At 64.9% G+C, this 25,359-nt stretch carries 24 protein-coding genes; 14 read left to right on the forward strand and 10 right to left on the reverse strand.

The window, feature by feature from the left end:
- Positions 1-160 precede the first annotated feature (160 nt).
- Positions 161-1,126: a complex I NDUFA9 subunit family protein gene (locus ABIA90_RS31195; protein WP_354119187.1), complete on the forward strand. Its 966-nt coding sequence runs from the start codon at positions 161-163 to the stop codon at positions 1,124-1,126.
- 185 nt (positions 1,127-1,311) lie between these two features.
- Here the strand turns inward: ABIA90_RS31195 and ABIA90_RS31200 are convergent, their stop codons facing one another.
- From ABIA90_RS31200 to ABIA90_RS31210, 3 genes are all read right to left on the reverse strand, one after another.
- Positions 1,312-2,052 (reverse strand): SDR family oxidoreductase, encoded by a 741-nt coding sequence (locus ABIA90_RS31200; RefSeq protein ID WP_354119188.1) that lies wholly within the window; start codon positions 2,050-2,052, stop codon positions 1,312-1,314.
- Between the two features lie 3 nt (positions 2,053-2,055).
- On the reverse strand, positions 2,056-3,381 hold the full coding sequence (locus ABIA90_RS31205; protein ID WP_354119189.1) for an FAD-binding oxidoreductase: 1,326 nt from the start codon (positions 3,379-3,381) through the stop codon (positions 2,056-2,058).
- Positions 3,382-3,577: 196 nt separating this feature from the next.
- Positions 3,578-4,384, reverse strand: coding sequence for an undecaprenyl-diphosphate phosphatase (locus ABIA90_RS31210; protein WP_063980219.1), 807 nt, complete (start codon positions 4,382-4,384; stop codon positions 3,578-3,580).
- A 169-nt stretch (positions 4,385-4,553) separates the two neighbouring features.
- On the opposite strand from ABIA90_RS31210, the gene ABIA90_RS31215 reads away from it, so the two are divergent.
- From ABIA90_RS31215 to ABIA90_RS31225, 3 genes are all read left to right on the forward strand, one after another.
- Positions 4,554-5,246, forward strand: a complete 693-nt coding sequence (locus tag ABIA90_RS31215; RefSeq protein ID WP_014490874.1) for a glutathione S-transferase family protein — start codon at positions 4,554-4,556, stop codon at positions 5,244-5,246.
- Entirely contained in the window at positions 5,195-6,370 is a 1,176-nt protein-coding gene (queG, locus tag ABIA90_RS31220) for a tRNA epoxyqueuosine(34) reductase QueG (RefSeq protein ID WP_354119190.1), read from the forward strand. The genes ABIA90_RS31215 and queG overlap by 52 nt, the downstream gene beginning before the upstream one ends.
- A 182-nt stretch (positions 6,371-6,552) precedes the next feature.
- Positions 6,553-7,350, forward strand: coding sequence for an acyl-CoA thioesterase domain-containing protein (locus ABIA90_RS31225; RefSeq protein ID WP_354119191.1), 798 nt, complete (start codon positions 6,553-6,555; stop codon positions 7,348-7,350).
- 28 nt (positions 7,351-7,378) lie between these two features.
- Here ABIA90_RS31225 and ABIA90_RS31230 read toward each other — a convergent pair whose 3' ends face one another.
- Positions 7,379-7,846, reverse strand: coding sequence for a nuclear transport factor 2 family protein (locus tag ABIA90_RS31230; protein ID WP_354119192.1), 468 nt, complete (start codon positions 7,844-7,846; stop codon positions 7,379-7,381).
- 192 nt (positions 7,847-8,038) lie between these two features.
- Positions 8,039-8,827: an alpha/beta hydrolase gene (locus tag ABIA90_RS31235; protein WP_354119193.1), complete on the reverse strand. Its 789-nt coding sequence runs from the start codon at positions 8,825-8,827 to the stop codon at positions 8,039-8,041.
- A 248-nt stretch (positions 8,828-9,075) separates the two neighbouring features.
- Here ABIA90_RS31235 and infC point away from each other — a divergent pair, with 248 nt between their 5' ends.
- Positions 9,076-9,615 (forward strand): translation initiation factor IF-3, encoded by a 540-nt coding sequence (infC, locus tag ABIA90_RS31240; protein ID WP_071917037.1) that lies wholly within the window; start codon positions 9,076-9,078, stop codon positions 9,613-9,615.
- A gap of 63 nt (positions 9,616-9,678) precedes the next feature.
- Here the strand turns inward: infC and ABIA90_RS31245 are convergent, their stop codons facing one another.
- Positions 9,679-10,083 carry a hypothetical protein gene (locus ABIA90_RS31245; protein ID WP_085404991.1) on the reverse strand — a complete coding sequence of 135 codons (405 nt, stop codon included), beginning with the start codon at positions 10,081-10,083 and terminating at the stop codon, positions 9,679-9,681.
- 271 nt (positions 10,084-10,354) lie between these two features.
- Between ABIA90_RS31245 and rpmI the strand changes: the two genes are divergently transcribed.
- On the forward strand, positions 10,355-10,555 hold the full coding sequence (gene rpmI / locus ABIA90_RS31250; protein ID WP_008539890.1) for a 50S ribosomal protein L35: 201 nt from the start codon (positions 10,355-10,357) through the stop codon (positions 10,553-10,555).
- Between the two features lie 88 nt (positions 10,556-10,643).
- Entirely contained in the window at positions 10,644-11,003 is a 360-nt protein-coding gene (gene rplT / locus ABIA90_RS31255) for a 50S ribosomal protein L20 (RefSeq protein ID WP_014490867.1), read from the forward strand.
- A 26-nt stretch (positions 11,004-11,029) separates the two neighbouring features.
- On the opposite strand, the gene ABIA90_RS31260 is transcribed toward rplT, so the two are convergent.
- Positions 11,030-11,437, reverse strand: a complete 408-nt coding sequence (locus ABIA90_RS31260) for a hypothetical protein (RefSeq protein ID WP_028148823.1) — start codon at positions 11,435-11,437, stop codon at positions 11,030-11,032.
- A 136-nt stretch (positions 11,438-11,573) separates the two neighbouring features.
- Between ABIA90_RS31260 and pheS the strand changes: the two genes are divergently transcribed.
- The 3 genes from pheS to ABIA90_RS31275 are packed head-to-tail and all read left to right on the forward strand — an operon-like array spanning position 11,574 to position 15,828.
- Positions 11,574-12,656, forward strand: a complete 1,083-nt coding sequence (gene pheS / locus ABIA90_RS31265; RefSeq protein ID WP_038932708.1) for a phenylalanine--tRNA ligase subunit alpha — start codon at positions 11,574-11,576, stop codon at positions 12,654-12,656.
- Positions 12,653-15,061: a phenylalanine--tRNA ligase subunit beta gene (gene pheT, locus ABIA90_RS31270; RefSeq protein WP_354119194.1), complete on the forward strand. Its 2,409-nt coding sequence runs from the start codon at positions 12,653-12,655 to the stop codon at positions 15,059-15,061. Before pheS ends, pheT begins: the two co-directional genes overlap by 4 nt.
- A complete protein-coding gene (locus ABIA90_RS31275; RefSeq protein ID WP_354119195.1) occupies positions 15,058-15,828 on the forward strand; it encodes a sulfite exporter TauE/SafE family protein in 771 nt (256 codons plus the stop codon). The genes pheT and ABIA90_RS31275 overlap by 4 nt, the downstream gene beginning before the upstream one ends.
- Positions 15,829-16,006: 178 nt before the next feature.
- Here the strand turns inward: ABIA90_RS31275 and ABIA90_RS31280 are convergent, their stop codons facing one another.
- The gene (locus tag ABIA90_RS31280; protein ID WP_354119196.1) at positions 16,007-17,395 is read right to left on the reverse strand and encodes a flavin monoamine oxidase family protein; all 1,389 of its coding nucleotides are present in this window, start codon (positions 17,393-17,395) and stop codon (positions 16,007-16,009) included.
- A gap of 192 nt (positions 17,396-17,587) precedes the next feature.
- Here ABIA90_RS31280 and ABIA90_RS31285 point away from each other — a divergent pair, with 192 nt between their 5' ends.
- Complete coding sequence (locus ABIA90_RS31285) at positions 17,588-18,559, forward strand: YiiX/YebB-like N1pC/P60 family cysteine hydrolase (protein WP_354119197.1); 972 nt, start codon at positions 17,588-17,590, stop codon at positions 18,557-18,559.
- Positions 18,560-18,714: 155 nt separating this feature from the next.
- On the opposite strand, the gene ABIA90_RS31290 is transcribed toward ABIA90_RS31285, so the two are convergent.
- Entirely contained in the window at positions 18,715-18,990 is a 276-nt protein-coding gene (locus ABIA90_RS31290; RefSeq protein ID WP_007598521.1) for a metal-sensitive transcriptional regulator, read from the reverse strand.
- A gap of 50 nt (positions 18,991-19,040) precedes the next feature.
- Between ABIA90_RS31290 and ABIA90_RS31295 the strand changes: the two genes are divergently transcribed.
- A complete protein-coding gene (locus ABIA90_RS31295; RefSeq protein WP_354119198.1) occupies positions 19,041-21,518 on the forward strand; it encodes a heavy metal translocating P-type ATPase in 2,478 nt (825 codons plus the stop codon).
- 57 nt (positions 21,519-21,575) lie between these two features.
- Positions 21,576-22,022, forward strand: coding sequence for a nickel-responsive transcriptional regulator NikR (gene nikR, locus ABIA90_RS31300; protein WP_028148816.1), 447 nt, complete (start codon positions 21,576-21,578; stop codon positions 22,020-22,022).
- Positions 22,023-22,195: 173 nt separating this feature from the next.
- On the opposite strand, the gene ABIA90_RS31305 is transcribed toward nikR, so the two are convergent.
- The gene (locus tag ABIA90_RS31305) at positions 22,196-23,839 is read right to left on the reverse strand and encodes a S53 family peptidase (protein WP_354119199.1); all 1,644 of its coding nucleotides are present in this window, start codon (positions 23,837-23,839) and stop codon (positions 22,196-22,198) included.
- A 287-nt stretch (positions 23,840-24,126) separates the two neighbouring features.
- On the opposite strand from ABIA90_RS31305, the gene ABIA90_RS31310 reads away from it, so the two are divergent.
- The gene (locus ABIA90_RS31310; RefSeq protein ID WP_354119200.1) at positions 24,127-25,299 is read left to right on the forward strand and encodes a phosphorylase family protein; all 1,173 of its coding nucleotides are present in this window, start codon (positions 24,127-24,129) and stop codon (positions 25,297-25,299) included.
- Positions 25,300-25,359 lie beyond the last annotated feature (60 nt).

A 25,359-nucleotide genomic window follows, 5' to 3' on the forward strand; every position in this document is an offset into this window, starting at 1 on the left:
CCGTTTGGGGCACGGAGGCGGTTACTACGGTTCGGTGACGCGGTTGTCAAATGCTGCTTGGCACCTGCGCGGGGATGCCGATTGCGCATCGCAAACCGGCCCGATACAAGCCTGATAACACGCACTCTTTCCGCAGGAATGGACCCCAGGAATGGATCCCATGGCATCGAATCTGGAAACTCTCGTCACGGTTTTCGGCGGATCGGGGTTTTTGGGCCGGAATGTCGTTCGCGCGCTGTGCCGGCGGGACTACCGGGTCCGCGTCGCGGTGCGGCGGCCGGAACTGGCCGGGTACCTCCAGCCCTCCGGCAAGGTCGGGCAGGTCCACACCGTACAAGCGAATCTGCGCTATCCGGCCTCGGTCGAGGCGGCGATGCGTGATTCGAATGTCGTGATCAATCTGGTCGGCATCCTCACCGAGGGCGGCGCGCAGAGCTTTGACGCCGTCCAGGCCAGGGGTGCCGAGACCGTCGCCAAGGCGGCCGCCGCCGCTGGCGCGCGTTTAGTGCATGTCTCCGCGATCGGCGCCGATGCGGAATCGCCCTCGCGCTATGCCAAGGCCAAGGCGGCCGGCGAAGCGGCGGTACTGGCCGCGGTGCCTTCGGCCACCATCTTCCGTCCCTCCGTGATGTTCGGCCCCGAGGACCAGTTCACCAACCGTTTTGCCGCGCTGGCGCGGATGTCGCCGGTGCTGCCGCTGATCGGCGCCGAGACCAGGATGCAGCCGGTCTATGTCGGCGACGTCGCCACCGCGATCGCGGATGCCGTCGACGGCAAGGCCAAGGCGGGCGCGACCTACGAGCTCGGCGGGCCGGAAGTGCTGACCATGCGCGAGATCATCGAGGCCATTTTGGCCATCACCGACCGCAAGCGGGCGCTGATCCCGCTGTCGTTCGGCCTTGCTCGCTTCCAGGCCAACTTCCTGCAATTCGCGCCGGGTGCGCTGAAGCTTACGCCGGACCAGGTCACGCTGCTCGAGCACGACAATGTCGTGTCGGAGCCGGCCAAGGCGGCGGGGCTGACGCTGGAAGGCCTCGGCATTGCCGGGGATTCGCTGGAGGCCATTGCCCCGCAATATCTCTGGCGTTTTCGCGCGGCCGGGCAGTTCCAGCGAATGAGCGTTTGAGGTTTTTCTTCACCTCGCCCCGCCTGCGGGGAGAGGTCGGATCGCTCTTGCGATCCGGGTCAGGGGGTACAGGTCCCTCGGCAGTTGTATGCGCGGAGAGAGGCCCCTCACCCCAACCCTCTCCCCGTAAGAACGGGGCGAGGGGGCGCACTGCCGGCGCGGCAGCTGCGCAATTCCTTCAAGCCTCAAAACTTCAGCTTCTTGAACACCGCTTCCGGCAGCGTCTTGATGATCAGCATCACGAGACGCCATTTGCCGCTGACATAGACGACGTCGGTCTTCTTCTCGACGGCGTTGAGGATCGCATCGCCGACGACCGGCGCCTCGACGGTGAGCGGGCCGATCAGCTTCATGCCTTCCGTCATTTTCGTGCGGACGAAGCCGGGCTTCACCGTGACGACGTGAACGCCGCCGCGGCTGGCGCGGGCGCGCAGGCCCGACAGGAAGGCGGAGAAGCCTGCCTTCGCCGAGCCGTAGACATAATTGGAGGCACGGCCGCGATCGCCGGCGACGGACGAGACGCCGACGAGCGTACCACTGCCGCGTGCCAAAAATTTCTCCGCGAACAGGCCGAGAATCAGCGAGGGGCCCTCGTAGTTCGAGCGCATGATCGTGGTGGCGTGCGCGAGATCGCTCTCGGCATTTTGCTGCACGCCCAGTAGGCCGACGATCGAGATGACGACATCAGGCAACGCAGCAAGGCCGCTCACAAAGCCCTCGAACGAAGCGGTATCGAGCACATCGAATTTGTGGAGGCCAACCTCGACATTGTAGCGCGCGCGCAGATCGGCGGCGTCAGGCTCGAGTGCGGCGACGTCACGGCCTGCGAGGGCGACATCGTATCCGGCCTTGGCAAAGGCGCGCGCGGCGGCGCGGCCGATATCGGAGGAGCCACCGAGCACAATTGCGGACTTGCGTGACGTCACGGCTTAGACCTCATCGAACAGGCGTTGTGAAAGTTTTGAGCGGATGGTCCCGGCGGGATCGAGCGATTTTCGGATCGCGTTGAAGCGCCGCAAGGCCGGATAGCCGGCTTCGAATGTGGCGCGCGACTGGCGTGCATCCTTGGCCAGATAAAGCCGGCCGCCGGCGGCGACGACCAGGCGGTCGATCTCGTCGAGGAAATTCAGGATGTCGCCCTTCACCGGGAAATCCAGCGCCAGCGTGTAGCCGGGCAGCGGGAACGACAGGATGCCGTCGCCCTGGCCGAGTTTCTTGAGCACCGCGAGGAAGGAGGCGTCGCCGCGCCGGGCGACGCGATCGAGGATCTCGCCGAGCACGGCGCGGGCGCCCAGCTCCGGAATCACGCATTGATGCTGGAGGAAGCCGCGCCGGCCGTAGATGCGATTCCAGTCGGCGATGCTGTCGAGCGGGAAGAAATACGGATAGAGCGAGACCACATGACTGCCCCCGGCGCGCCGCGCGCCCATGCGGTAGTAGAGCTCGTTGAAGGCGCGGATGCTGTAGCGGTTCAGCGTCATCGACGGCAGGTCGATGGGCACCGCGAGGCCGGGATTTTTGCCGGCGGGAAATGCACCGGCGCCGTCGGCAATCTCGCCCGTCCTTGCGTGCTCGCCGAGATAGATCAGCGCGCGGCCGAGATCGCTGCCGCGTGCGGCACAATCGATCCAGGCCACGGAATAGGTCGCGGAATCGCCCGCATCGAGCGCGCGCATCGCGGCATCGAGATCGGATGCGGAGATCACCCGCTCGCGGATCCACCCCGTTTCGACCGGTCGTAGCCGCATCGTCGCCTCGAGGATCACCCCGGTGAGGCCCATGCCGCCGACGGTCGCGAAGAAGGCATCGGAATTCTGTTCGCGCGAGGCCTCGATGGTCTCGCCCTGCCCGGTGCGCAGCAAAATGCTGTCGACATAGCGGCCGAAACCACCTTCGCAATGATGGTTCTTGCCGTGGACATCGGCGGCAATGGCACCGCCGACCGAGACGAAGCGCGTTCCGGGAACCACGAAGGGCAGGAAACCGCGCGGACCAAAGGTGTCGATCAGGTCCGACAGCAGCACGCCGGCTTCGAGCCAGATGCGTCCGGTCACGGGATCGAACGACCGGACCCGGTCGAACCCCGTCATCGCGATGGTCCTTGCGGCGCCGATCGCGGCATCGCCATAGGCGCGGCCATTGCCCCGAGCCACGGAGCCCGTCACCACGGCTTCGCCCACGGCCTCGAACGACCGCGGCCGCAGCAGCTCGCTATCGACGACCGGGAAACGCCCCCAGCCGCTGACGAGGGTCATGGCTCAGCTCCTGTGCCGGGCGCGCGCCGCCCTGCTCTGGAAACTGCCTACCGATCAAAAGCTTATTTTACGTTGAAGGCGCTGTAGGAGCGTAGCCCGGATGGAGCGCAGCGCAATCCGGGATGGTGCCACAAGCGCTGCCGGCCCGGATTACGCTGCGCTCCATCCGGGCTACGGGCTCAACGCGTTTCTAAGGTTAACGGCCGAGCGCCAGTGCGATCAGGCCGAGCGTGCCGACGATCACGCGCCACCAGGCAAACACCGCGAAGCCGTGGCGGGTGACGTAGCTCAAAAACGTCTTCACCACGATGATCGCGGTGATGAACGACACCACGAAGCCGATCGCGACGATGCCCATGTGGTCCATCGTCATCTCGGAGCGGTTCTTGTAGAAATCGTAGGCGAACGCGCCGATCATGGTGGGGATGGCGAGGAAGAACGAGAACTCCGCCGCCGCGCGCTTGTCGGCGCCCAGAAACATCGCGGCGACGATGCTGGCGCCGGAGCGCGACACGCCCGGGATCATCGCGATGCACTGCGCAATGCCGATATAGAGATACATCAGCAGCGGAAAGCGGGTGGCGTCATGCTCGCGCGCCTTGAGATCGAGCCGATCGACCCACAGCAGGATGGCGCCGCCGACGATCAGCGAGAAGCACACGACCCACGGATTGAACAGCAGGCTCTTGATGTATTTGCCGGCAACGAGGCCGACGATGACCGCGGGCAAGAACGCCACCAGCACGCCGATCACGAAGCGGCGCGCATAGGCGTCGCCGGTGAACATACCGATCGCGACGTCCCACAATTTCTTGAAGTACAGCACGACGATCGCGAGGATCGCGCCGAGCTGGATCAGAACGGTAAACGAATCCCAGAAGGCGCCTTCGCCGAGATGGAAGAAGCGCTCCGCGAGCAGAAGGTGGCCGGTCGAGGACACGGGAAGGAACTCGGTCACACCCTCGATGATGCCGAGGATCACTGCCCGTATTGCGTCTGACATATTTACGGTCCATTTCCGCTGGAAAAGCGGGGCTCTTCTCGCCTATTCGCCTCTTTGCCGCAATCGCAAAATGCGGCATCGCACCCTTGCTTCGCGGTTTTGAAGAACTAGTGTGGCGCCGCACAAACATTGATGGATTCTTAATCACCATCAAATAGTCAAAGGCTTCATGTTTACGCTGTTTCATCATCCGTTCTGCCCGCATTCGCGTTTCATCCGCCTGATCGCGGGAGAATACGGGCTCGAACTGCGGCTGGTCGAAGAGCGCAGCTGGGAGCGGCGCGAGGCGTTTCTGCTGCTCAATGCGGCCGGCACCACGCCCGTCCTGGTGGACAAGGAACAATCGCCCATACCGGGCGCGGCGATCATCGCTGAATATGTCGACGAGGCCTATGGCGCCGACATGGGACCGAAGCGCCTGATGCCGGAAACGGTCGCCGAGCGCATCGAGGTGCGCCGGCTGATGGCCTGGTTCAACGAAAAATTCTTCGAGGAGGTCTCGCATCCTCTGGTCACCGAGCGCATCTACAAGCGCTTCATGAGCGAGGAGAACGGCGGCGGCGCGCCCTCGGCCGACGTGATGCGAGCCGCCAAGGCCAACGTGCGCTATCATCTGGCCTATATCGGCTGGCTGGCGCAGACGCGGAACTTCCTCGCCGGCGACCGGCTCACCTACGCGGATCTCGCCGCCGCGGCGCATCTCTCGGCGATCGACTATCTGGGCGACGTGCCATGGAGCGAGGACGACGCAGCAAAGGCGTGGTACGCGCGGGTGAAATCCCGCCCGTCGTTCCGTCCGCTGCTGAGCGAATGGCTGGCGGGCGTGCCGGCATCGCGGACCTACGTGGACCTCGACTTCTGAACTTCGATCCGACCGAACTGAAGGCGGCGCTTGCAAACGAGGCACGCGCGCTCGGCTTCGATTGCATCGGCATCACCGCTTCCGGCACGATCGAGAACGCCGGGAAGCATTTTCTCGAATTCATCGCCTCGGGCGGCCATGGCGACATGGACTGGCTTGCAGCACACCCCGAGCGCCGCGTCGATCCGCGCGGGCTGTGGCAGGACGTGCGCAGCGTCATCATGCTCGGCGTCAATTACGGGCCCGACCAGGATCCGCTCGCGATCCTGCAGCAGCGCACGCGCGCCGCGATCTCGGTCTATGCGCAGGGCGACGACTACCACGATCTCATCAAGAAGCGCCTGAAGGCATTGGCGCGCTGGCTGGTGGCGACCGCGCCGTCGGACGTCAAGGTGTTCGTCGACACGGCGGCGGTGATGGAGAAGCCGTTGGCGCAAGCCGCGCATCTCGGCTGGCAGGGCAAGCACACCAATCTCGTCTCACGCGAGTTCGGCTCCTGGCTATTCCTCGGCGCGATCTACACGACGCTCGAGCTGCCGCGCGACGACGCCGAGATCGATCATTGCGGCTCATGCCAGGCGTGCCTCGACATCTGCCCGACCGCGGCGTTTCCGGCACCCTACAAGCTCGATGCGCGGCGCTGCATCTCGTATCTCACCATCGAGAACAAGGGACCGATCCCGCGCGAGCTTCGCAAAGCCATCGGCAACCGCATCTATGGCTGCGACGATTGCCTTGCGGCCTGTCCCTGGAACAAGTTCGCGCAGGAGGGGCGCGAGGCAAAGCTCGCCGCGCGCGACGAATTGCGCGCGCCGTCGCTTGCCGAACTCGCACGGCTCGACGATGCATCGTTTCGCGCGCTGTTCACGAAGTCGCCGGTGAAGCGCATCGGCCGCGACCGCTTTTTGCGGAACGTGCTGATCGCGATTGGTAACTCCGGTGAGGCGATGCTGGCGGAGGAGGCGCGGCGATTGCTCGGCGATGAGAGCGCTTTGGTGCGTGGCGCTGCGGTGTGGGCGCTGGAGCAGCTGGTGTCGCGCGGAGAGTTTGAGGCGATGAGGTCTGCGGCGGCGAGCAACGAGCGTGACGACAGCGTGCGTGAGGAGTGGCAAGGCGCTTCCTAATTCTCGATGTCATGCCCCGGCTCGACCGGGGCATCCAGTACGCCGCGGCCCATCGGTTCAATCACGACCGTCTCGGAGTACTGGATCGCCCGCCTTCGCGGGCGATGACACCGTTTTTTGGCGACGGTACACGCACCTCGCCACACTTGATTTCCCCGCAGCTTTCCTCAAAGTCGCGCGTCATGACAAACATGCCTTTCTTCACCCGCGACGGCGATACATTCCATCCGACGGAAGTGGCCAACGGTCCCTGGGATCCGAAATCGCTGCACGGACGCGTCATCGTCGGCCTGCTCGGCTTCGCCATCGAGGAGCGTCATTCTAGCCCGGAATTCGTCCCGGCGCGGCTCACGGTCGACATGTTTCGGCTGCCGACCATCGACAAGCCGATCGAGGTGACGACGCGGCTGGTGCGCGACGGACTACGCATTCGCGTGGTCGAGGCCGAATTTGTCTCCGGCGGCGTTAGCATGGCGCGTGCCTCGTGCCAGCTGCTGCGCAAAACGCAGAATCCGGACGGCAACGTCTGGTCGCCGCCGAACTGGGACGTGCCGAAGCCGGACGACATTCCCAAGCCGACCGATCCCAGGCTCGGCATGAACGGCAAATGGACGACGCGGCCGATCGTCGGCCATATGGGCTCGCTCGGTCCGCGCCGGCTCTGGATGAGCGAGGTGCGCGAACTGGTGGCCGGCGTGCCGATGACGCCGTTCGTGCATGTCGCTGTCGGCGCCGATTTCGCGAGCCCCTTTGCCAACGCCGGCGACAAGGGGCTCGGCTACATCAACAGCGACGTGACGATCTATCTGCACCGGCTGCCGGTGACGAACTGGATCGGCTTCGACGTGGTCAATCACCAGGCGACCGACGGTGTCGCGATCGGCGAATGCTGGCTCTACGACGAGCAAGGCCCGATCGGCACCGCCACGGTCGCCGCGCTGGCACAGCGCAAGCCGATGGCGAATCCGTCGAAGCGATAGCTCTTCGTCGTCATTCCGGGGCGCGCGCCTACGCCAGATGCCGCTGCATCTCCGGCCGCGCTTTCAGCTCGACGCCCTGCTTGCCGACGATCTTCGCAATCCGTTCCGGCGCAAACTTCAGATCGACGAACGCCGGCGCGGTGTTGGCGACCTCGTGATAGCTCACGATCTTGCCGTCGCGCAGCGTCATGATCGCGACGCCCTCGAACATCGCCCGCGCGCCGTTCGCTTCGGCCAAGGTCGAGCGATAGCTGAAGGTGTAGCGCGCATAGAGCGTGGTGCCGTCGGTGACGGGGTCATGCATGTCCCAGCGGAAATCGGTCGCCGTGCGATAGAACCAGTCGTCGACCATCGCTGCGATCTTTTCGCGGCCTTCGAAGGCGCCGTAGAAGACGTCGTGATAGACGCCGTCCTCGGTGAACAGGTCGGCAAACGCACGGCCGTTGCGCTGCTCGACCGCGTCGCAGAAGGCGCGCAGCATCGTGGTGGTGGTCATTGTATTTGCCTCCCAGTGTTTCTTGTTGTGCCCTCTCCCCTTGTGGAGAGGGCAGCTCCGCTCGTTGACACGCATTCACTTGGGTGAGGGGCCTGTCTCCGCGAGTCCAACTCTCATTCGGACGTGCAGAGACAACCCCTCATCCGGCGCTTCGCGCCACCTTCCCCCACAGGGGGGGAAGGAAGAAAACTCTCACCCGATCTCGGCTACCGCGGCAAGAATGCGGGCGATATCTTGCGGACGGGAGAGGCGGTGATCGCCGTCCTGGATCATGGTCAGCACGACGTCGTCGGCGGGCAGGCGATGCGTCAGCGCGAAGGCGTGCTGCCAGGGCACATCCGGATCCTGGGCGCCCTGGAGGATGCGGACGGGACAGCCGAGATCGATGGCGCTGCCGAGCACGAGGTGATTGCGGCCCTCCTCGATCAGATTCCGCGTGATCGGATAAGGCGAGCCATCGCCATAATCCGACGGCCGCAGCCAGAAGCCCTTGGTCTCGATTTCTTTCTTCACCGCGGGCGAAAAATTCTTCCACATCAGCTCCTCGGTGAAGTCGGGCGCCGGCGCGATCAGCACCAGGCCCGCAAGCGACGCTTGACTGGCCCGCTTCCTGATCTCGCGCGCGAGCAGCAGCGCCATCCAGCCGCCCATGGAGGAACCGATCAGAACCTGCGGGCCGTCGCAGAACCGCTCGAACACCGCCACGCTGTCCTCGAGCCAGCTTCCGATGGTTCCATCGGCGAAATCGCCGCTGGATTCGCCATGGCCGGAGTAGTCGAACCGGACCGCGGCGCGGCCATGGTCCGCGGCCCAGGCATCCAGCGCCACGGCCTTGCTGCCCTGCATGTCCGACTTGAACCCGCCGAGCCAGACTAGTCCGGGTCCTCGACCGGCGCGGCTGCGCACCGCGATCCTGCGTGCGGACGGGCCCTCGCCCACATCGATGAAGCCGAGCACGGCTTCGGGAATTGCATTGCTCATGGAACGTTTACTCTGGTTGTTCGGTTTGAACTGTCTGGATGCGTTCCGAGGCCCAGCCCAGCATCGCTATTGCCCTTTGGGACGCTTGCGGAACAGAAGCAAGGTGTCTATGTCCTGCAGCGTGCCCATGGGCGTGACCAAAATGCCTCGCATTTGAGGCTTTTTCGCCTCCCGCACGCGACTTGCTTGCCCGCAAACGCATCTTCCTTCAGACTAGCCGCCTCTTTCACAATTTTGGAGAACCACCCATTCGCCGTCCCAATAAAGCCCCGCCCGTTGCCAGCAAAGACGGGCCGCGCATCAATGATGATATTCGCAATGCGCAAATCCAGCTGATCGATCAGACCGGTGACAACAAGGGCACGGTCGAAACCGTCATGGCCATCCGCATGGCCCAGGAAGCTGGCATGGATCTGGTCGAGATTTCGCCGAATGTCAGCCCTCCCGTCTGCAAGATCATGGACTACGGGAAGTACAAGTATTCCGCCCAGAAAAAGGCCGCCGAAGCCCGCAAGCGGCAGAAGATCGTCGAGATCAAGGAGATCAAGCTCCGCCCGATGATCGACGACCACGATTACGACGTGAAGATGCGCGCGATGCAGCGGTTCTTCGAAGAGGGTGACAAGGTCAAGATCACGCTGCGCTATCGCGGCCGCGAAATGGCGCACCAGGAGATCGGCACCAAGCTTCTGGACAAGATCAAGAACGACGTCGCCGAGCTCGCCAAGGTCGAGCAGGACGCCAGGTTCGAGGGCCGTCAGGTCGTCATGGTGCTGGCGCCGCGCTGACGTCCGCTTTTCAGGACTGAGAGTTCAACGGCCCGTCCGGATTTCCGGCGGGCCGTTTGTGTATCAGGACCGGGTCGCATGCCAGATGCCGCTGCAGCGGTCGCCGGAAATGATGCCGTTCCAGGAGCCTGCACCGGCCACCCCGCCGAGCCGGCCGCCTCCACTGGCGTGGGACGCGCCGACCGAGACCTGGACCGCGACGGCGCCGCCGCGACGAACCGTGCCGGAGACCCGGCCGCCGCCGGCGGACGACACCCGGCCGCCGGTGACGGTGAAGGGGACGCTGTAACCGGAGCTGCAATTGCCCCGCGTGGTGGCGAAAGTGACATTCCAGATGCCGTCATAGCTGCCGATACGGGCGTCGGCGGTCGAGGGCAGCATGGCCGTGGCCAGCACGGCAAGCAGCGCCAGGCGGCGCGGGCGGGCGAGGTCCGTCAAGGACGAAAGCGATCGGGGAAAATGGGCCATTTTGGTCTTGCTCCAGGCGACATGGCTTGGACATATGGGTGGTAACTCCGAATAGTCGCCGGGCAGGTTTCGGCGGTTCAGCGTTGCCATTTGGCTTGTCCTCTGTCATAAGCCCAGCCTTCATCGCCCGGCTGATTAAGGGCTGCCGTGGCGGTGTCCGTGCGGGTTTCGCGCTTGTTCGTAAAACCTGAGCACAATCAACGCTCTAACGAGCATTTTTGACGGCCAGCCGCCTTCGCGGGCGGATTTCTGTGGCCATTAGGAGAGCCAAATGCCCAAGCTGAAGACCAAATCGGGCGCTAAAAAGCGCTTCAAGGTGACTGCCACCGGCAAAGTGATGCACGCCCAGCGCGGCAAGCGTCACGGCATGATCAAGCGGACGAAGAAGCAGATCCGTCAGCTGCGCGGCACTCGCGTGCTGTTCAAGACCGACGGCGACAACGTCAAGAAGTACTTCTTGCCGAACGCCTGATCGCGTCCAAGATCGTCGAAGATCATTGCCACCTCCGCCGCGCTCGCGCGGCGATCCGAAAACCAAGTCATCTCTGAAGGATTTTGTCATGTCTCGCGTCAAACGCGGTGTGACCGCCCACGCCAAGCACAAGAAAGTCTACAAGGCCGCCAAGGGTTTCTACGGCCGCCGCAAGAACACCATCCGCGCCGCCAAGCCGGCCGTGGAAAAGGCCCAGCAGTACGCGTTCCGTGATCGCAAGCGCAAGAAGCGGACTTTCCGCGCGCTCTGGATCCAGCGTCTCAACGCCGCTGTGCGTCCGTTCGGCCTGACCTACAGCCGATTTATCGACGGTCTCGCCAAGTCGGGCATCACCGTGGACCGCAAGGTGCTGTCGGATCTCGCGATCCACGAGCCTGCGTCGTTCCAGGCGATCGCCGAGAAGGCCAAGGCTGCGCTGGCCGCCTAAGCGGCTGCTTCAGAGCAAGCCCAGCACTAACGGCCGGCTCCGCCGGCCTTCAGCGCACGTCGCGAGTAACGCTGGGCGACCTCCGCCCGGCAGAAGGCCGTGGCCGAGATATACATGGTGCCGGACTTGTTCCGGTACTTCCGGTCGCAGACCCGCAACTCGCGCTGATAGCTGAGCTTCTGCGGCGTTCTCAGCCGGCCGACAAAATCGGCCTCGCACTTCTTCTCGACCGCTTCGCCGAATTGCACGTCGCCGCTGGCGCCGTATGCGCAAGCATCGAACAGCGTCATGGCACGGTCGCAGCTCGGCGCCGCGTTCAGGACCGCGATGATGTCATCCATCGACGTCGATTTGGCCGGGCATTCCTCCGCGGCGTGAGCCGCGCTCCCCAAAAGAACCAAGCTCAAGCCGACCACCCAGGATCGTAAACGCATCGTCTTCTCCCTCGACTTCAGGTTGGTGCCAGCCATGCCTATAGGGTTCAAATGCCCTGCATTTACGACGGCTATACGGCTTGACGTTCCGGCCCGGCTGCGGCCACAACCGGCAGCGTTTTGAAAGGATCCGACCGTGTCCGACCTCGCCAGTCTCGTCCAATCCATCCTCGCGCAGATCAGTGCTGCCGGGGACGAAGCCGCCCTCGAAGCCGTCCGCGTTGCCTCCCTCGGCAAGAAGGGCTCGATCTCGGCCTTGCTTGCAACGCTCGGCAAGATGTCGCCGGACGAGCGCAAGACGCAAGGCGCCGCGATCAACCAGGCCAAGGACGAGGTCACCCAGGCCCTCGCCGCGCGGCGCGACGTGCTGAAGTCGGCGGCGCTCGATGCACGGCTCGCATCCGAGACCATCGACGTCACCCTGCCGCTGCGCGATGCGCCGACTGAAGCCGGCCGCATCCATCCGCTGAGCCAGGTCTGGGACGAGTTGACGACGATCTTCGCCGACATGGGATTCTCGGTCGCGGAAGGCCCCGACATCGAGACCGACGACTATAACTTCACCAAGCTGAATTTCCCGGAGGGCCATCCCGCCCGCGAGATGCACGACACCTTCTTCTTCCATCCGAAGGAGGACGGCTCGCGCATGCTGCTGCGAACCCACACCTCGCCGGTGCAGGTACGCACCATGCTGAGCCAGAAGCCGCCGATCCGCGTGATCTGCCCGGGCCGCACCTACCGCATCGATTCGGACGCGACCCACACGCCGCAATTCCACCAGGTCGAAGGCCTCGTCATCGACAAGCACTCGCATCTCGGCCACCTCAAGTGGATCCTGCACGAGTTCTGCAAGGCGTTCTTCGAGGTCGACCACATCAACATGCGCTTCCGGCCGTCGTTCTTCCCGTTCACCGAGCCGTCGCTGGAAGTCGACATCCAGTGCCGCCGCGACAAGGGCGAGATCCGCTTCGGCGAGGGCGAGGACTGGCTCGAGATTCTCGGCTGCGGCATGGTGCATCCGAACGTGCTGCGCGCCTGCGGCATCGATCCCGACGAGTACCAGGGCTTTGCCTGGGGCATGGGCATCGACCGCATCGCCATGCTGAAATACGGCATCGCCGATTTGCGCCAGCTGTTCGACAGCGACGTCCGCTGGCTGTCCCATTACGGCTTCAAGCCGCTCGAAGTGCCGACGCTTGCGGGAGGACTGAGCTCGTGAAATTCACCCTCTCCTGGCTGAAGGATCATCTCGACACCGACGAGCCCCTGGAAAAGCTCGCCGACAAGCTGACCATGATCGGGCTCGAGGTCGAGAACATCGAGGACAAGGCGAAGGCGCTGAAGCCGTTCACCATCGCGAAGGTGATCTCGGCCGAGCAGCATCCGAACGCGGATCGCCTGCGCGTCTGCATGGTCGACACCGGCGATGGTGGCGCACCGGTGCAGGTCGTGTGCGGCGCGCCGAATGCGCGCACGGGCCTGGTCAGCGTGTTCTCGCCTCCGGGCACCTACATTCCCGGCAAGGACATCACGCTCGGTGTCGGCACCATCCGTGGCGTCGAGAGCCGCGGCATGCTGTGCTCGGCGGCCGAACTCCAGATCTCCAACGACCATGACGGCATCATGGAGCTGCCGGCGGATGCGCCGATCGGTGCTGCTTACGCCGCATGGGCGGGCCTCGGCGATCCCGTGGTCGAGATCAATCTGACGCCGAACCGGCAGGACTGCACCGGCGTGCACGGCATCGCGCGCGATCTCGCCGCCGCCGACATGGGCAAGTTCAAGGACCCCACGATCAAGCCGATCAAGGGTGAATTCCCGTGCCCCGTGAAGGTCACGGTCGAGGACGCCACGCTGTGTCCGGGTTTCGCGCTGCGCCTCGTGCGCGGGGTGAAGAACGGGCCGTCGCCGGAATGGCTGCAGAAGCGGCTGACCGCGATCGGGCTGCGTCCGATCAATGCGCTGGTCGACATCACCAACTTCATGACCTACGACCGCGCCCGCCCGCTGCACGTATTCGACGCCAAGAAGGTGAAGGGCAATCTCGTGGTGCGCCGCGCCCGCGATGGCGAGACGCTGCTGGCGCTCGACGGCCGCACCTACAATCTCGATCCCGCCATCTGCGTGATCGCGGACGAGCACGGCGTCGAATCGCTCGCCGGCATCATGGGCGGCGAAGCCTCGGGTTGCGACGAGAACACCACCGACGTGCTGATCGAATCGGCGCTGTGGAACGAGATCAACATCGCCCAGACCGGGCGCAAGCTCGGCATCAATTCGGACGCGCGCTACCGCTTCGAGCGGGGCGTCGATCCGGCCTTCATGGTGCCGGGGCTGGAGCTCGCGACCAAGCTCGTGATGGAGATGTGCGGCGGCGCGCCGTCCGAGAACGTCGTGGTCGGAAAGGCTTTCGGCGACGACCGCGTGATCGATTTTCCGGTCACCGAGGTCAAGCGGCTGTCCGGCATCGAGGTGCCGCAGCCGGAGATGAAGCGCATCCTGACCCATCTCGGCTTCATGATGGCCGGCCCGGGTCCGGTGGTGAAGGTCGCGGTGCCCTCGTGGCGCACCGATGTGCATGGCAAGGCCGACATCGTCGAGGAGATCGTGCGCATCTACGGCGTCGACAAGGTGCCGATGACGCCGTTCGAGCGCGGCGAGGACGCGCGCAAGCCGGTGCTGACGCCGCTGCAGCTCCGCACCCGCCGCGCCAGGCGCGCACTGGCGAGCCGCGGCATCATCGAAGCGGTGACCTGGTCCTTCATCACGAAGTCTGCGGCAACCCTGTTCGGCGGCGGCCAGCGCGAGCTCGAAGTGGCCAACCCGATCGCCTCGGATCTCTCCGACATGCGGCCGACCCTGTTGGCGGGCCTGATCGCAGCGGCGCAGTCCAACGCCGATCGCGGCTTCGGCGATGTCGCGCTGTTCGAGGTCGGCCAGCTGTTCAAAGGCGACCGCCCACAGGATCAGTTCATGGCGGCGAGCGGCGTTCGGCGCGGCTTTGCCTCGTCCGAAGGTCTGGGACGGCACTGGTCGGGTTCGGCGCAGGCCGAATTGTTCGACGCCAAGGCCGACGCGCTCGCGGTGCTTGCCGTTGCCGGAGCACCGATGCAGGCGCTGCAGATCGTCGCGGGCGGACCAGCCTGGCTGCATCCGGGGCGTTCCGGCACGATCCAGATCGGCCCGCAGAACGTGCTCGGCTATTTCGGCGAGATGCATCCGCGCGCGCTCGAGGCGCTCGGCGCCGACGGTCCGCTGATGGTGTTCGAGGTGATCCTCGATCGCATCCCCGAGGCGAAGAAGAAGCCGACCCGCGCCAAGCCCCTGATCGAGCTTTCGGCCTTCCAGCCTGTGTCGCGCGATTTCGCCTTCATTATCGACCGCACGGTCAAGGCCGGCGACATCGTTCGCGCCGCCCAAGGCGTCGACAAGAAGCTGATCACCGGCGTGAATGTCTTCGACGTCTACGAGGGCAAGGGCATCGATGACGGCAAGAAGTCGATCGCGATCGCCGTGACGATTCAGCCGCGCGAGAAGACGCTGACCGATCAGGAGATCGAGGCCGTTGCGGCAAAGGTCGTGGCCGAGGTCACGAAGAAGACCGGCGGCGTCTTGCGCGGATGACCCTTGCGGATGTTCTTCCGAAGGACGTCAGCCTCACCATTGCGATGGCGCTCTGCGCCGTCGCTTTCGTTTCAGGTACCGCGCGCGGCTTCTCCGGCTTCGGCTCGGCGCTGATCTTCATGCCGCTGGCGAGCAGCATCGCAGCGCCGCGTCTCGTTGCCGCGCTGCTCCTCGTGATCGATTTCGTCGCGGCCCTGCCGCTGCTGCCCGACGCGTGGCGGAAGGCGGACCGCAAGGCCACCGCGGTGATCGTGCTGGGCGCGCTGGTCGGCGTGCCGGTGGGCACCTATTTCCTCAGCGTGCTCGAGCCCGTCACGACGCGCTGGATCATCTCCTGCTTCGTCGCCGCGCTGTTGCTGCTGCTGCTGTCCGGCTGGCGCTATCGCGGCAAGGACCACGCCTGGCTCTCGGTCGGCATCGGCGGCCTCTCGGGCTTTTGTAGCGGTCTGGCGCAGACCGGCGGCCCGCCGATCGTCGGCTACTGGCTCGGCCGCCCCATCGCGCCGATCGTCGCGCGCGCCAATATCGTGCTGTTCTTCGGCGCGTCGGATTTCTTCTCGATGGTCAGCTACGCGGCTACCGGCCTGATCTCACGCGAGTCGCTGGTGCTGTCGCTGATCGTCGGCCCGGTCTATGCGATAGGCGTCGCGTTCGGTGCGTCGCTGTTCGGCCGCGCCAGCGAAAAAGTGTTTCGCGCGATTTGCTACGGTCTGATCGCGATGGCGGTGATCGCGGGGCTGCCGGTGCTGGACGGGATTTTGCGGTAACAATCTCCGCTGTCGTCCCTGCGAAAGCAGGGACCCATACCGCGTGATTTGTCGATAAGCGCAGGTGGCAGTACCGACCAAGGACCCCTAACTGCTAGCTTTCGCCAAACCACTCCCTGTGGTTATGGGTCCCTGCGTTCGCAGGGACGACAGCGGAGTGTTTGGCGACTTAATTGCCCTACTGCCGCGGCGCGCGGCGCTTCTTCGTCGACTGCGTCGGCACGTCGGCCGACTCGTCCCTGAGCGCGCCGATCTTGCGCAAGGCCGCATCGGCTGCGCGCTCACCGCTTTCCCAGGCGCCGTCGACGGTGCCCCACAGCGTCTCGTGCGTGGCTTCGCCGGCGAGGAACAGGTTGCCAATCGGCTCGGTCAGGATTTTTCGCGAGAGCTGCCCGCCGGGCGAGGACGCCGACATCGCGCCCATCACGAAAGGCGATGCGTTCCAGCGCGTCACGGTGGTCTTCTGTACGGCGGCCGCCGCCTCGCTGCCGAACAGCTTCGTGACCCATTCCCTGGCGAAGGCGACCATCGCCTTCTCGCCCTGCTCGGAGAGATCGCGGCCGAACGAGCCGCCGACATCGATCGAACACAGTGAGGAGCCGCCGATATTGGCGAGCATCAGCGCCGTGCGCGTCGAATTGCTCTGCTCGATGAGGATGTCGTCGCGCGAGAGCCCCAGCGGATTACCCGGCAGTTGCAGCACGATGCGATCGTAGCTGCCGAGCGTGAGCTTTGACGCCGCGTCGAGCGTGCGCTTGGGAATATCAGGCCCGAACTTGATCGCGCCCGACGTCAGCACATTGGTCGAGACCGTGACGATGGCGGCGCGTGCGGCGATCCTGCCGGATGGCGTCTCCACGCTGACATCGCGATTGCTCCAGACAATCCTGCTCACCGGCGTCGCCAGCGCCACCGGCGCCTGTTCGCCGAGCCTGGTGATCAGGGTCCCCAGGCCCTGGCGGCAGGCGATCGCGGTGTTGCGGTCCTGCGCACGCGCCTTGTCGATCGCCGACAGCTCCTTGAGGTCTTTGCCCGCAAAGCTCGCACCAAGCACGAATTCGGCCGCACCGGCCCAGTCGCCGAGATCCTTAGGCAGCACCGAGGCGCAGGCCGTATCGAGCTTGCCGCGCCCGGCCTCGTCGATGGCGCGGTTGGCGCGCACCAGCGCCGCCAGGAATTGCTCGGTCTCGCCCGCGCGCGCATTGCGGCGGCCGATACGCATCTTCTGGCCGGTCGGTGCCGGCAGCACGTCGAGCCCGGCACTGCGCGCCAGCCGGATCATCGGATTGGTCTCGGGATTGTGCATCCAGCGCGCGCCGCGATCGAACGGCACGTCGAAGGTCGTGCTGTCCGTGATACAGCGGCCGCCGACCTGGGATGCCGCTTCTACCACCACGACCTTGCGGTTGGCCGCCATGATGCGCCGCGCCGCGGCAATTCCGGCCGCCCCCGCGCCGATCACGACGATGTCGGCCTCACGCGGCAGGGGTGCGGCAGTCGCGCGCAGGACCGGCATCGCGGCAAGAGCCGCCGACGCCGATAGGAAGCTGCGGCGCGTGATTGTCATGTCATGGTTTCCGGGAACTTGCGGCGAACGGGAACAGCCCGCGAACCTTGCTGCATCTGGTGTTGCACGGCAACCATCATGGTGAATCAATCGTGCTTGATCTCACAGAGTGATGAACCGAATTGCAACACGTTTCGACCATGATAGAGAAGGGAAAAAGACGGCCGGAAAAGGCCGTGGGGGGAGTTTGAAATGGGGACGGTTCTGGACTCAGTCGGCAAGCTGATTGCCGCGTACCTCTCGAAGGAGGTGCCGGGCTACGAGCCGTTCACGCCGAGCGACCCGGAGCACCTGCGCGGCGTCATCGAGCCTGGCGACGTGCTGCTGGTCGAGGGCAACAACCGCATCTCCGGCATCATCAAATATCTGACGCAGTCGACCTGGTCCCATGCCGCGCTCTATGTCGGTCCGGTCGAGGGCGCCACGGAGCCCAACGGCGAGCCGCATGTGCTGATCGAGGCCAATATCGGCGAGGGCGTCACCTCGGCGCCGCTGTCGAAATATTTCCCGTATCACACCCGTGTCTGCCGCCCGGTCGGGCTGTCCTATGAGGACCGCACCACGGTCTGCCGTTATGCGATCAACCGCATCGGCTTCGGCTATGACACCAAGAACATCGTCGACCTGATGCGCTTCCTGTTCCCGTTGCCGATCCCGCAACGCTGGCGGCGGCGCATGATCTCGATCGGTTCGGGCGATCCGACAAAAATCATCTGCTCGGCGCTGATCGCGCAGGCGTTCGACGCCGTGCGCTATCCGATCCTGCCGAAGATCACCAAGGCCGGCAGCCGCGCCGCCCGCCGCGAGATCCTGCACATCCGCGATTCCTCGCTCTACATGCCCCGCGACTTCGACATCTCGCCCTATTTCGAAGTCGTCAAACCCACCATCGTGCACGGCTTCGACTACACCGCGCTGCATTGGGCCGACAAGCAAAAGCCGCTCGAGGAGGTAGCGGGCACATTCAGTGTGTTTCCAGAAACGCTCAGTGCGCCGCCGCTCGTTCCTGAAGCGATTGACCAAGAGGCGCCGGGTGAAATTCCGGCTGAGCAAATAAGCGCGCAGCCCGCGGAGATGGGTGCCACCTGCTCCGAGCATTTTGTGCTGCTGAACGAACTGGCAATGTACCGCGCGCGGGGACGCGCGCAGGAGATGGCGGCGTAGCTAATGCGCCTGCTGTCGTCCCGACGAACGCCGGGAGAGACGTTGCACTGCTCTTTCCACCGTCATTGCGAGCGTAGCGAAAATCCAGAGTCCCTCGGCGGAGGCAGTCTGGATTGCTTCGTCGCTGCGCTCCTCGCAATGACGGAAGTAACGACCTATCGTTCCGCTCGCCCGATCACCGCCATCAGCTCCGCGATCTTCTCGCGCTGATCGGCCTTGTCGCCGCTCGCGATCGCGTGCTCGACGCAATGGGCGACGTGATCTTTCAGAACCTCTTCCTCGACCCGGCGCAGCGCGGCACGCACGGCCGAGATCTGCGTCACGATGTCGATGCAGTAGCGGTCCTCCTCGACCATTTTCGAGAGGCCGCGAACCTGACCCTCGATCCGGCCAAGACGTTTTCCGACGGATGCCTTGATGTCCTTGCGCATGCGTTCTATATACCCCCCTAGGGTATATGTTGCAAGGCCGGAGCATGGCAATGAACGACGCCGAAAACGGGCACCATCACACGTCGGAGACACCTTCCGGATGCGGCTGTTCCGCCAAGGCTGCTCCCGAGGCCGCCCCCATGGCTGCTCCGCCAGTCGACAAGCCCGCGGCGTCCTCCTGCTGCGGCGGGCACGGCGATCATGCCCAACACCACGCGCATGACCACGGCGCCGCCGCGACAAAAGTCCTCGATCCCGTCTGCGGCATGACGGTCGATCCCGCGACCTCGAAGCATCACCACATACATCACGGCGAAACCTTCCATTTCTGCTCGGCCGGCTGCCGCACCAAATTCGCCGCCGATCCCGCAAAGTATCTCGCCAGAGACAAGGCGCCCGAACCCGAGATGCCCGCGGGCACGATCTACACCTGCCCGATGCATCCGGAGATCCGCCAGGTCGGGCCCGGCAGCTGCCCGATCTGCGGCATGGCGCTGGAGCCGGAGGTCGCGAGCCTGGAGACGGGACCCAATCCCGAGCTTGCCGACATGACGCGGCGGTTCTGGATTGGCGGCGCGCTGGCGCTGCCGGCGGTGGTGCTGGAGATGGGCGGCCATCTCGCCGGCCCTCACAACTGGATCGATCCGGCGCTGTCGAACTGGATCCAGCTCGTCGTCACCACGCCCGCCGTGCTGTGGGCCGGCTGGCCGTTCTTCGTCCGCGGCTGGCAGTCTCTGGTCACCCGCAACCTCAACATGTTCACGCTGATCGCGATGGGCACAGGCGTCGCCTATGTCTACAGCGTCGTCGCGACTGTCATGCCGCAGATTTTCCCGGCGACCTTCCGCAGTCATGATGGTGCCGTTGCCGTCTATTTCGAGCCTGCCGCTGTGATCACCGTGCTGGTGCTGCTCGGCCAGGTGCTGGAACTGCGCGCCCGTGACGCGACGTCGGGTGCGATCAAGGCGCTGTTGCAGCTTGCGCCAAAAACCGCGCGCCGCGTCGATGCCGATGGCGGCGAGCACGAGGTCGAGATCGATACGCTCCACGCCGGCGACCATTTGCGCGTCCGCCCCGGCGAGAAGGTACCGGTCGACGGAATTATCCTCGAGGGACGCTCCGCGCTCGACGAATCCCTCGTCACCGGCGAATCCATGCCGGTGACCAAGGAGACCGGCGCAAAGGTCATTGCCGGCACGCTCAACCAGTCGGGCGGCTTCATCATGCGCGCCGACAAGGTCGGGCGCGAGACGCTGCTGTCGCAGATCGTGCAGATGGTCGCGGACGCGCAGCGCTCGCGCGCGCCGATCCAGCGGCTGGCCGACCAGGTCGCTGGCTGGTTCGTGCCGACCGTGATCGCCGTCGCCATCGCCGCCTTTGCCGCCTGGGCCTGGTTCGGACCGGAGCCGCGGCTGGCGTTCGGCCTCGTTGCCGCCGTCAGCGTGCTGATCATCGCCTGCCCCTGTGCGCTCGGCCTGGCGACCCCGATGTCGATCATGGTCGGCGTCGGCCGCGGCGCGCAGGCGGGCGTGCTGATCAAGAACGCCGAGGCGCTGGAGCGGATGGAGAAGATCGACACGCTGGTGGTCGACAAGACCGGCACGCTGACCGAGGGCAAGCCGAAGGTGGTCGCGATCGTCCCGGCTGCCGGCTTTGCGGAGGACGACATCCTCCGTATCGCCGCCAGCGTCGAGCGCGCCAGCGAGCATCCCCTCGCCGACGCCATCGTGCGCGCCGCGAAAGAGAAGCAACTCACCCTCGCTCAGGTCGAACAGTTCGACTCGCCGACGGGCAAGGGCGCGACCGGAAAAATCGACGGCAGGAGCATCGTGCTCGGCAACGCAAGATACCTGGGGTCGATCGGTATCGACACCAGGGCGCTCGATGCCGAGGCCGAACGGATGCGCCAGGACGGCGCCACCGTGATCAACATGGCCGTCGACGGCAAGCTGGCCGGTCTGTTCGCGATAGCCGATCCGGTCAAGGCCTCGACCCCGGAAGCGCTGAGGGCGCTGGCCGATGAAGGCATCAAGGTCATCATGCTGACCGGCGACAATCGCACGACGGCGGAAGCGGTGGCGCGCCGGCTCGGTATCGCCGAGGTCGAGGCCGAGGTTCTGCCCGACCAGAAGAGCGCGGTGGTGACGAAGCTGCAAAAGGCCGGGCGCAGCGTCGCGATGGCGGGCGACGGCGTCAACGACGCGCCCGCACTGGCGGCCGCCGAGGTCGGCATCGCCATGGGCACCGGCACGGACGTGGCGATGGAGAGCGCCGGCGTCACCCTGCTGGGCGGTGATCTCACCGGCATCGTGCGTGCGCGAAGACTGTCGCAGGCGACCATGAGCAACATCCGGCAAAACCTGTTCTTCGCCTTCATCTACAACGCCGCCGGCATTCCGATCGCGGCCGGCATCCTCTACCCGACGTTCGGCATCCTGCTCTCCCCGATCATCGCCGCGGCCGCGATGGCGCTGTCCTCGGTGAGCGTGGTCGGGAATGCGCTGCGGCTGCGCGGGACCCGGCTGTGAGGGGCGCGAAATCCGTGTAGAACAGGTCCATTCGGCGGTACGCGCGGAGAGGACCTGATGCAGCGGATTACGATCACCATCGAGGACGATCTTTTGGCGGAGATCGACGCGGCGGCGGAAGCGCGCGGCTACCAGAACCGCTCCGAGATCATCCGCGACCTCGCGCGCGCCGGCCTGCAACAGAGCACCGAGGACACCGCGCAGACCGGCCCCTGCGTCGCCGGCCTCGTCTACGTCTACGACCACGCCGCGCGTGATCTCTCGAAGCGCCTGGTGCAGGAATTCCACGGCCACCACGACCTCGCGCTGGCCACCCTGCACGTCCATCTCGACGACAACAATTGCATGGAGATGACGGCGCTGCGCGGCGACGCCGGCGAGGTCAGGCATTTCGCCGACCACATCATCGCCGAACGCGGCGTCCGCTACGGCCGCGTGGTGATGATCCCGACCGGTGAAGGGAAGCAGGCGAAGGCGCGCAAGCACGGACACCGGCACGAGTAGGAGCGAGTCGCACACGCGCTTAACCCTCTCCCCTTGTGGGAGAGGGTGGCTCACCGCGCAGCGGTGAGACGGGTGAGGGGTATTTCTCCGCGAATTCTGAACTCGCGGAAGCATACCCCTCATCCGGCGCTTCGCGCCACCTTCTCCCACAAGGGGAGAAGGAAGAGAGAACCTCACGCCGAGAGCAAATTCTGCAGCGCTTCGCCGTTGGGGACGCCGAGGCCGGAGCAGGCGTCCCAGCCGGGGCCGGCCTTGTACATGCCGTGCAGATCGCCGGTGATGTCGTTGTTGCCGACCGTGATGTCGCGGAACACGCCTTGCGTGTGCGAGGCATAGATCAGCGGGTTGATGAAGCCGACGGTCTTGCCGAATTTCTTCGTCGTTGCCTCGTTGATGCGGGCGATCAACCCCGCCATCAGCGGCGCCACGGCACTTGTGCCGCCGATGGTGGTGCCGACGCCGTTGAGGAAGATCTGGTAGCCGGTCGCCGGATCGGCATCGCCGGCAACATCGGGCACCCCGCGGCCGTTGTGATGCGTCGGTGATTTCGGCACATGGGCCTGCGCCTGGTATTGCGGCCGCGGGAACACGACGCTGACGCCGCCGCCGCCTGCGCCGCCCTGCGGCCCGCCGTTCCAGACCACCTCGTTGATATCTCCGTTCGGCGCCTTCAGATTGGTGCCGCCGCAGGCGAGTGCAAACGGGCTCGAGGCCGGGAAATCGGCATGTGGCTTGCCGTCCCAGTCCGCGCCCATGTCGGCCGAGCCATTGTCGCCCGAGGCAACGCAGACGGTGACGCCCATCGCGGCGGCGTCGCGGATCGCCTCGTTCAGGCCGTCGACGAATTGCTGCGAGCCTTCCTGGTCTTCCGGCCCGCCCCAGCTGATCGAGATCACCGAAGGTTTTCGCGCGGTGTCATGGACGGCGGCCTTGACCGCATCGATGAAGCCGTTGGTGGTGTTGGGCGCGAAATAGACCACGATCCTGGCGCCGGGCGCGATCGCACCGGCCACCTCGATGTCGAGCACGACCTCGCCGTCGGCGTCCGAATGGCCGGGCTTGTTGGCGCCGCCGTCGACGCTCGCGGGTGCGATCTTCGGCATCGGGATGCCCGCCTTCTTGAAGAAGGTGCGCAGGTCTGACGTTTTGTAGCCGGCGCCCGTGGGATGGCCCTTCTGGTCGATGTCGTTGAGCTCGATGATGGCGATGCACTGGCCGGCGCCGGTCTCGCCGCCGGGGAAATTGTAGAGCTGGGCGATCTGATCGACCGAGAAGCTGCCGCCCTGCGCGGCGCGTGCGGCTGCGCCCTTCTGCGGCAGCTTGCGGCGGAAGTGGGGTTGCGCCACCGGCCGGTTGTCCAGGCCGTGCACGCCGACCACGATACCTGCGAGCTCGGCCGGGATCTGCACGCTACCTTTACGCATGCGATGGGTCGCGCCCTCGTATCTGACCTTGTTGAGCTTGACGCCGAAGGCTGCGCTCATGGCCTTCACCGTCCCGGTCAGCTTCACGGTGCGGGACGCCAGATGCACGCTCTTGACGTTGAGATCGTGGTGATGCGCGAAATCGTCGATCTTGGCGACGTCGGCGGTATCAGCGCCCATCTCTGCGCCGAACTCGGCACGCGAGAGATACTGCCGCTCGCGCGGCGGTTGCGCGCCGAGCGTCATCACCTGCTCATCGTCGGCACGCTTCGCGCGCAGGCGGACGCTGATCTCGATTTCCTGCTTGGGATCGGCCGCGCCGACGAGCTTGGCCCCCTTCGGCAATTTCCGTGCGCTGTTCGCCAGCGTCACGCGCGTGGTCGAGCTTGCCATGACTTCCTCCGTTTGTGATTGGAAGGCAGATTGTCGCACCTCAACTATAGGTGTAATCTCAAACCCAAATTGGTTCAGGCATTTGAGCGATATTTTTTCAGAAAACCTCTTGTTTGGCAGGGGCAACATCCGACTGGCTCAGATCGGCACGGAATCGGTCAATATTCACGACCATTCGACGACAAGGATTTCGATTTAAAATTGCAACCGTTGGCTTGTCTGGCCGACCAACGGAAGACGTTTGTCGAAATCAGACGTCTGGAAATCAATTTGGCGGAGACAATGCGATGCGTGCTGACCGCAAATGGGTTGAGAGAAATCTCGGTTTCGATCCGATCACGACGCCGCCCCCGCCCGACACCTTCGTGGTGAAACGCGTGGCCAAGGGCGCGGTGAAGAAATCCGCGAAGGTCACGACCGAGGACTTTCGGCGCGAGATCATCGATTTCGATTCCGAGTCGAGCGAGGGCCGCGAGTTCATGGCCTTCTCGACCTCGACCGGGCTGTCGCGCTTCACCGACATTGCCTGGCCGAAAGGGCTGGCGCCGCAAACCGGGCCGAAGCCGAAGGGCAACGGCAAGGGACCGCTGCCGCGCGCCGACGTGCTGGTCGTGACCTGGACCGTCGACGAGGGCCACGCCCTCAGCCGCGTGCTGACGCCGGGCAAGGACTCCCGCAACGATTACGTACCCTATACGCATAATTACGCGGCCATCTCCAAGAAGATGCGCAACGGCTGTCCGGCCAAGGAGCTGAAACGGCTCGGCACTTACTGGACCACCACGATCGGCAAGAAGAAGGTCGTGATCTTCAAATCCGATTCGCACATGTCGCAGGACGGCCCGCAGCTGCCGAACATCGACGTCTGGCGCCAGATCATCACCGAGGTGCAGCCGACGCTCGTCATCACCACGGGCACGGCCGGCGGCATCGGCAAGGAATTCGAGGTCGGCGACGTCGTCGTCAGTCCGATCGTTCGCTTCGACTGCCTGTCGAAGTTCAAGAAGCAGCCGTTCGCGCAGGAGCATTTTTCCAGCAGATCCGCCGTGACGAAGAAGTTCGCGCAGGCCAAGACGCTGTTCAAGGCCAATGCCGGGCAATTGCCGAAGGACAATACAAGGGCGCCGAAGATCTTCGTCGTGAAGCCGAGCGGCCTGTCCTCCTCCGTGGTCACCACCGACTTCTTCGGCTTCGACACCTCGGACGACCACTTCCATCTCCAGGGGCTCGGCGACGTCTCCGAGATGGGCGATGCCATCCTTGGCCTGGTCGCGCAGGAGATGGGCGACAAGGCACCGCGCTGGCTCGCGATCCGCAACGTCTCCGATCCGCAGATCAAGGCCGAAGGCACCTTGCAGCAGCAGGAGCAGATCGCCGCCCAGATCTACAAGGGGTTCGGCCGCTGGAGCACGGTCTGTAGCGCCATCACCTGCTGGGCCAGCATCGCGGCGGAGCCTTGAGCCGAGCGATCCGGCCAGCGCAGACGACAAAGGACGGGCGATCAATCAGGGAAAGTGGAA

The sequence above is a fragment of the Bradyrhizobium sp. LA6.8 genome (genome assembly GCF_040547935.1).
Lineage (GTDB): Bacteria > Pseudomonadota > Alphaproteobacteria > Rhizobiales > Xanthobacteraceae > Bradyrhizobium > Bradyrhizobium barranii.

Excerpts from the sequence above, each read along its gene's own strand:
- ABIA90_RS31290 (WP_007598521.1), bottom strand. The coding sequence starts at position 18,990 with ATGCGCAAGGACATCAAGGCATCCGTCGGAAAACGTCTTGGCCGGATC.
- ABIA90_RS31305 (WP_354119199.1), bottom strand. The coding sequence starts at position 23,839 with ATGGCAAGCTCGACCACGCGCGTGACGCTGGCGAACAGCGCACGGAAA.
- ABIA90_RS31295 (WP_354119198.1), top strand. The coding sequence starts at position 19,041 with ATGAACGACGCCGAAAACGGGCACCATCACACGTCGGAGACACCTTCC.
- ABIA90_RS31245 (WP_085404991.1), bottom strand. The coding sequence starts at position 10,083 with ATGGCCCATTTTCCCCGATCGCTTTCGTCCTTGACGGACCTCGCCCGC.
- ABIA90_RS31310 (WP_354119200.1), top strand. The coding sequence starts at position 24,127 with ATGCGTGCTGACCGCAAATGGGTTGAGAGAAATCTCGGTTTCGATCCG.
- ABIA90_RS31285 (WP_354119197.1), top strand. The coding sequence starts at position 17,588 with ATGGGGACGGTTCTGGACTCAGTCGGCAAGCTGATTGCCGCGTACCTC.
- ABIA90_RS31230 (WP_354119192.1), bottom strand. The coding sequence starts at position 7,846 with ATGACCACCACCACGATGCTGCGCGCCTTCTGCGACGCGGTCGAGCAG.
- nikR (WP_028148816.1), top strand. The coding sequence starts at position 21,576 with ATGCAGCGGATTACGATCACCATCGAGGACGATCTTTTGGCGGAGATC.
- ABIA90_RS31260 (WP_028148823.1), bottom strand. The coding sequence starts at position 11,437 with ATGCGTTTACGATCCTGGGTGGTCGGCTTGAGCTTGGTTCTTTTGGGG.
- ABIA90_RS31195 (WP_354119187.1), top strand. The coding sequence starts at position 161 with ATGGCATCGAATCTGGAAACTCTCGTCACGGTTTTCGGCGGATCGGGG.
- ABIA90_RS31225 (WP_354119191.1), top strand. The coding sequence starts at position 6,553 with ATGACAAACATGCCTTTCTTCACCCGCGACGGCGATACATTCCATCCG.
- rpmI (WP_008539890.1), top strand. The coding sequence starts at position 10,355 with ATGCCCAAGCTGAAGACCAAATCGGGCGCTAAAAAGCGCTTCAAGGTG.
- ABIA90_RS31235 (WP_354119193.1), bottom strand. The coding sequence starts at position 8,827 with ATGAGCAATGCAATTCCCGAAGCCGTGCTCGGCTTCATCGATGTGGGC.
- ABIA90_RS31280 (WP_354119196.1), bottom strand. The coding sequence starts at position 17,395 with ATGACAATCACGCGCCGCAGCTTCCTATCGGCGTCGGCGGCTCTTGCC.
- rplT (WP_014490867.1), top strand. The coding sequence starts at position 10,644 with ATGTCTCGCGTCAAACGCGGTGTGACCGCCCACGCCAAGCACAAGAAA.
- ABIA90_RS31210 (WP_063980219.1), bottom strand. The coding sequence starts at position 4,384 with ATGTCAGACGCAATACGGGCAGTGATCCTCGGCATCATCGAGGGTGTG.
- ABIA90_RS31205 (WP_354119189.1), bottom strand. The coding sequence starts at position 3,381 with ATGACCCTCGTCAGCGGCTGGGGGCGTTTCCCGGTCGTCGATAGCGAG.
- ABIA90_RS31275 (WP_354119195.1), top strand. The coding sequence starts at position 15,058 with ATGACCCTTGCGGATGTTCTTCCGAAGGACGTCAGCCTCACCATTGCG.
- queG (WP_354119190.1), top strand. The coding sequence starts at position 5,195 with ATGGCTGGCGGGCGTGCCGGCATCGCGGACCTACGTGGACCTCGACTT.
- ABIA90_RS31215 (WP_014490874.1), top strand. The coding sequence starts at position 4,554 with ATGTTTACGCTGTTTCATCATCCGTTCTGCCCGCATTCGCGTTTCATC.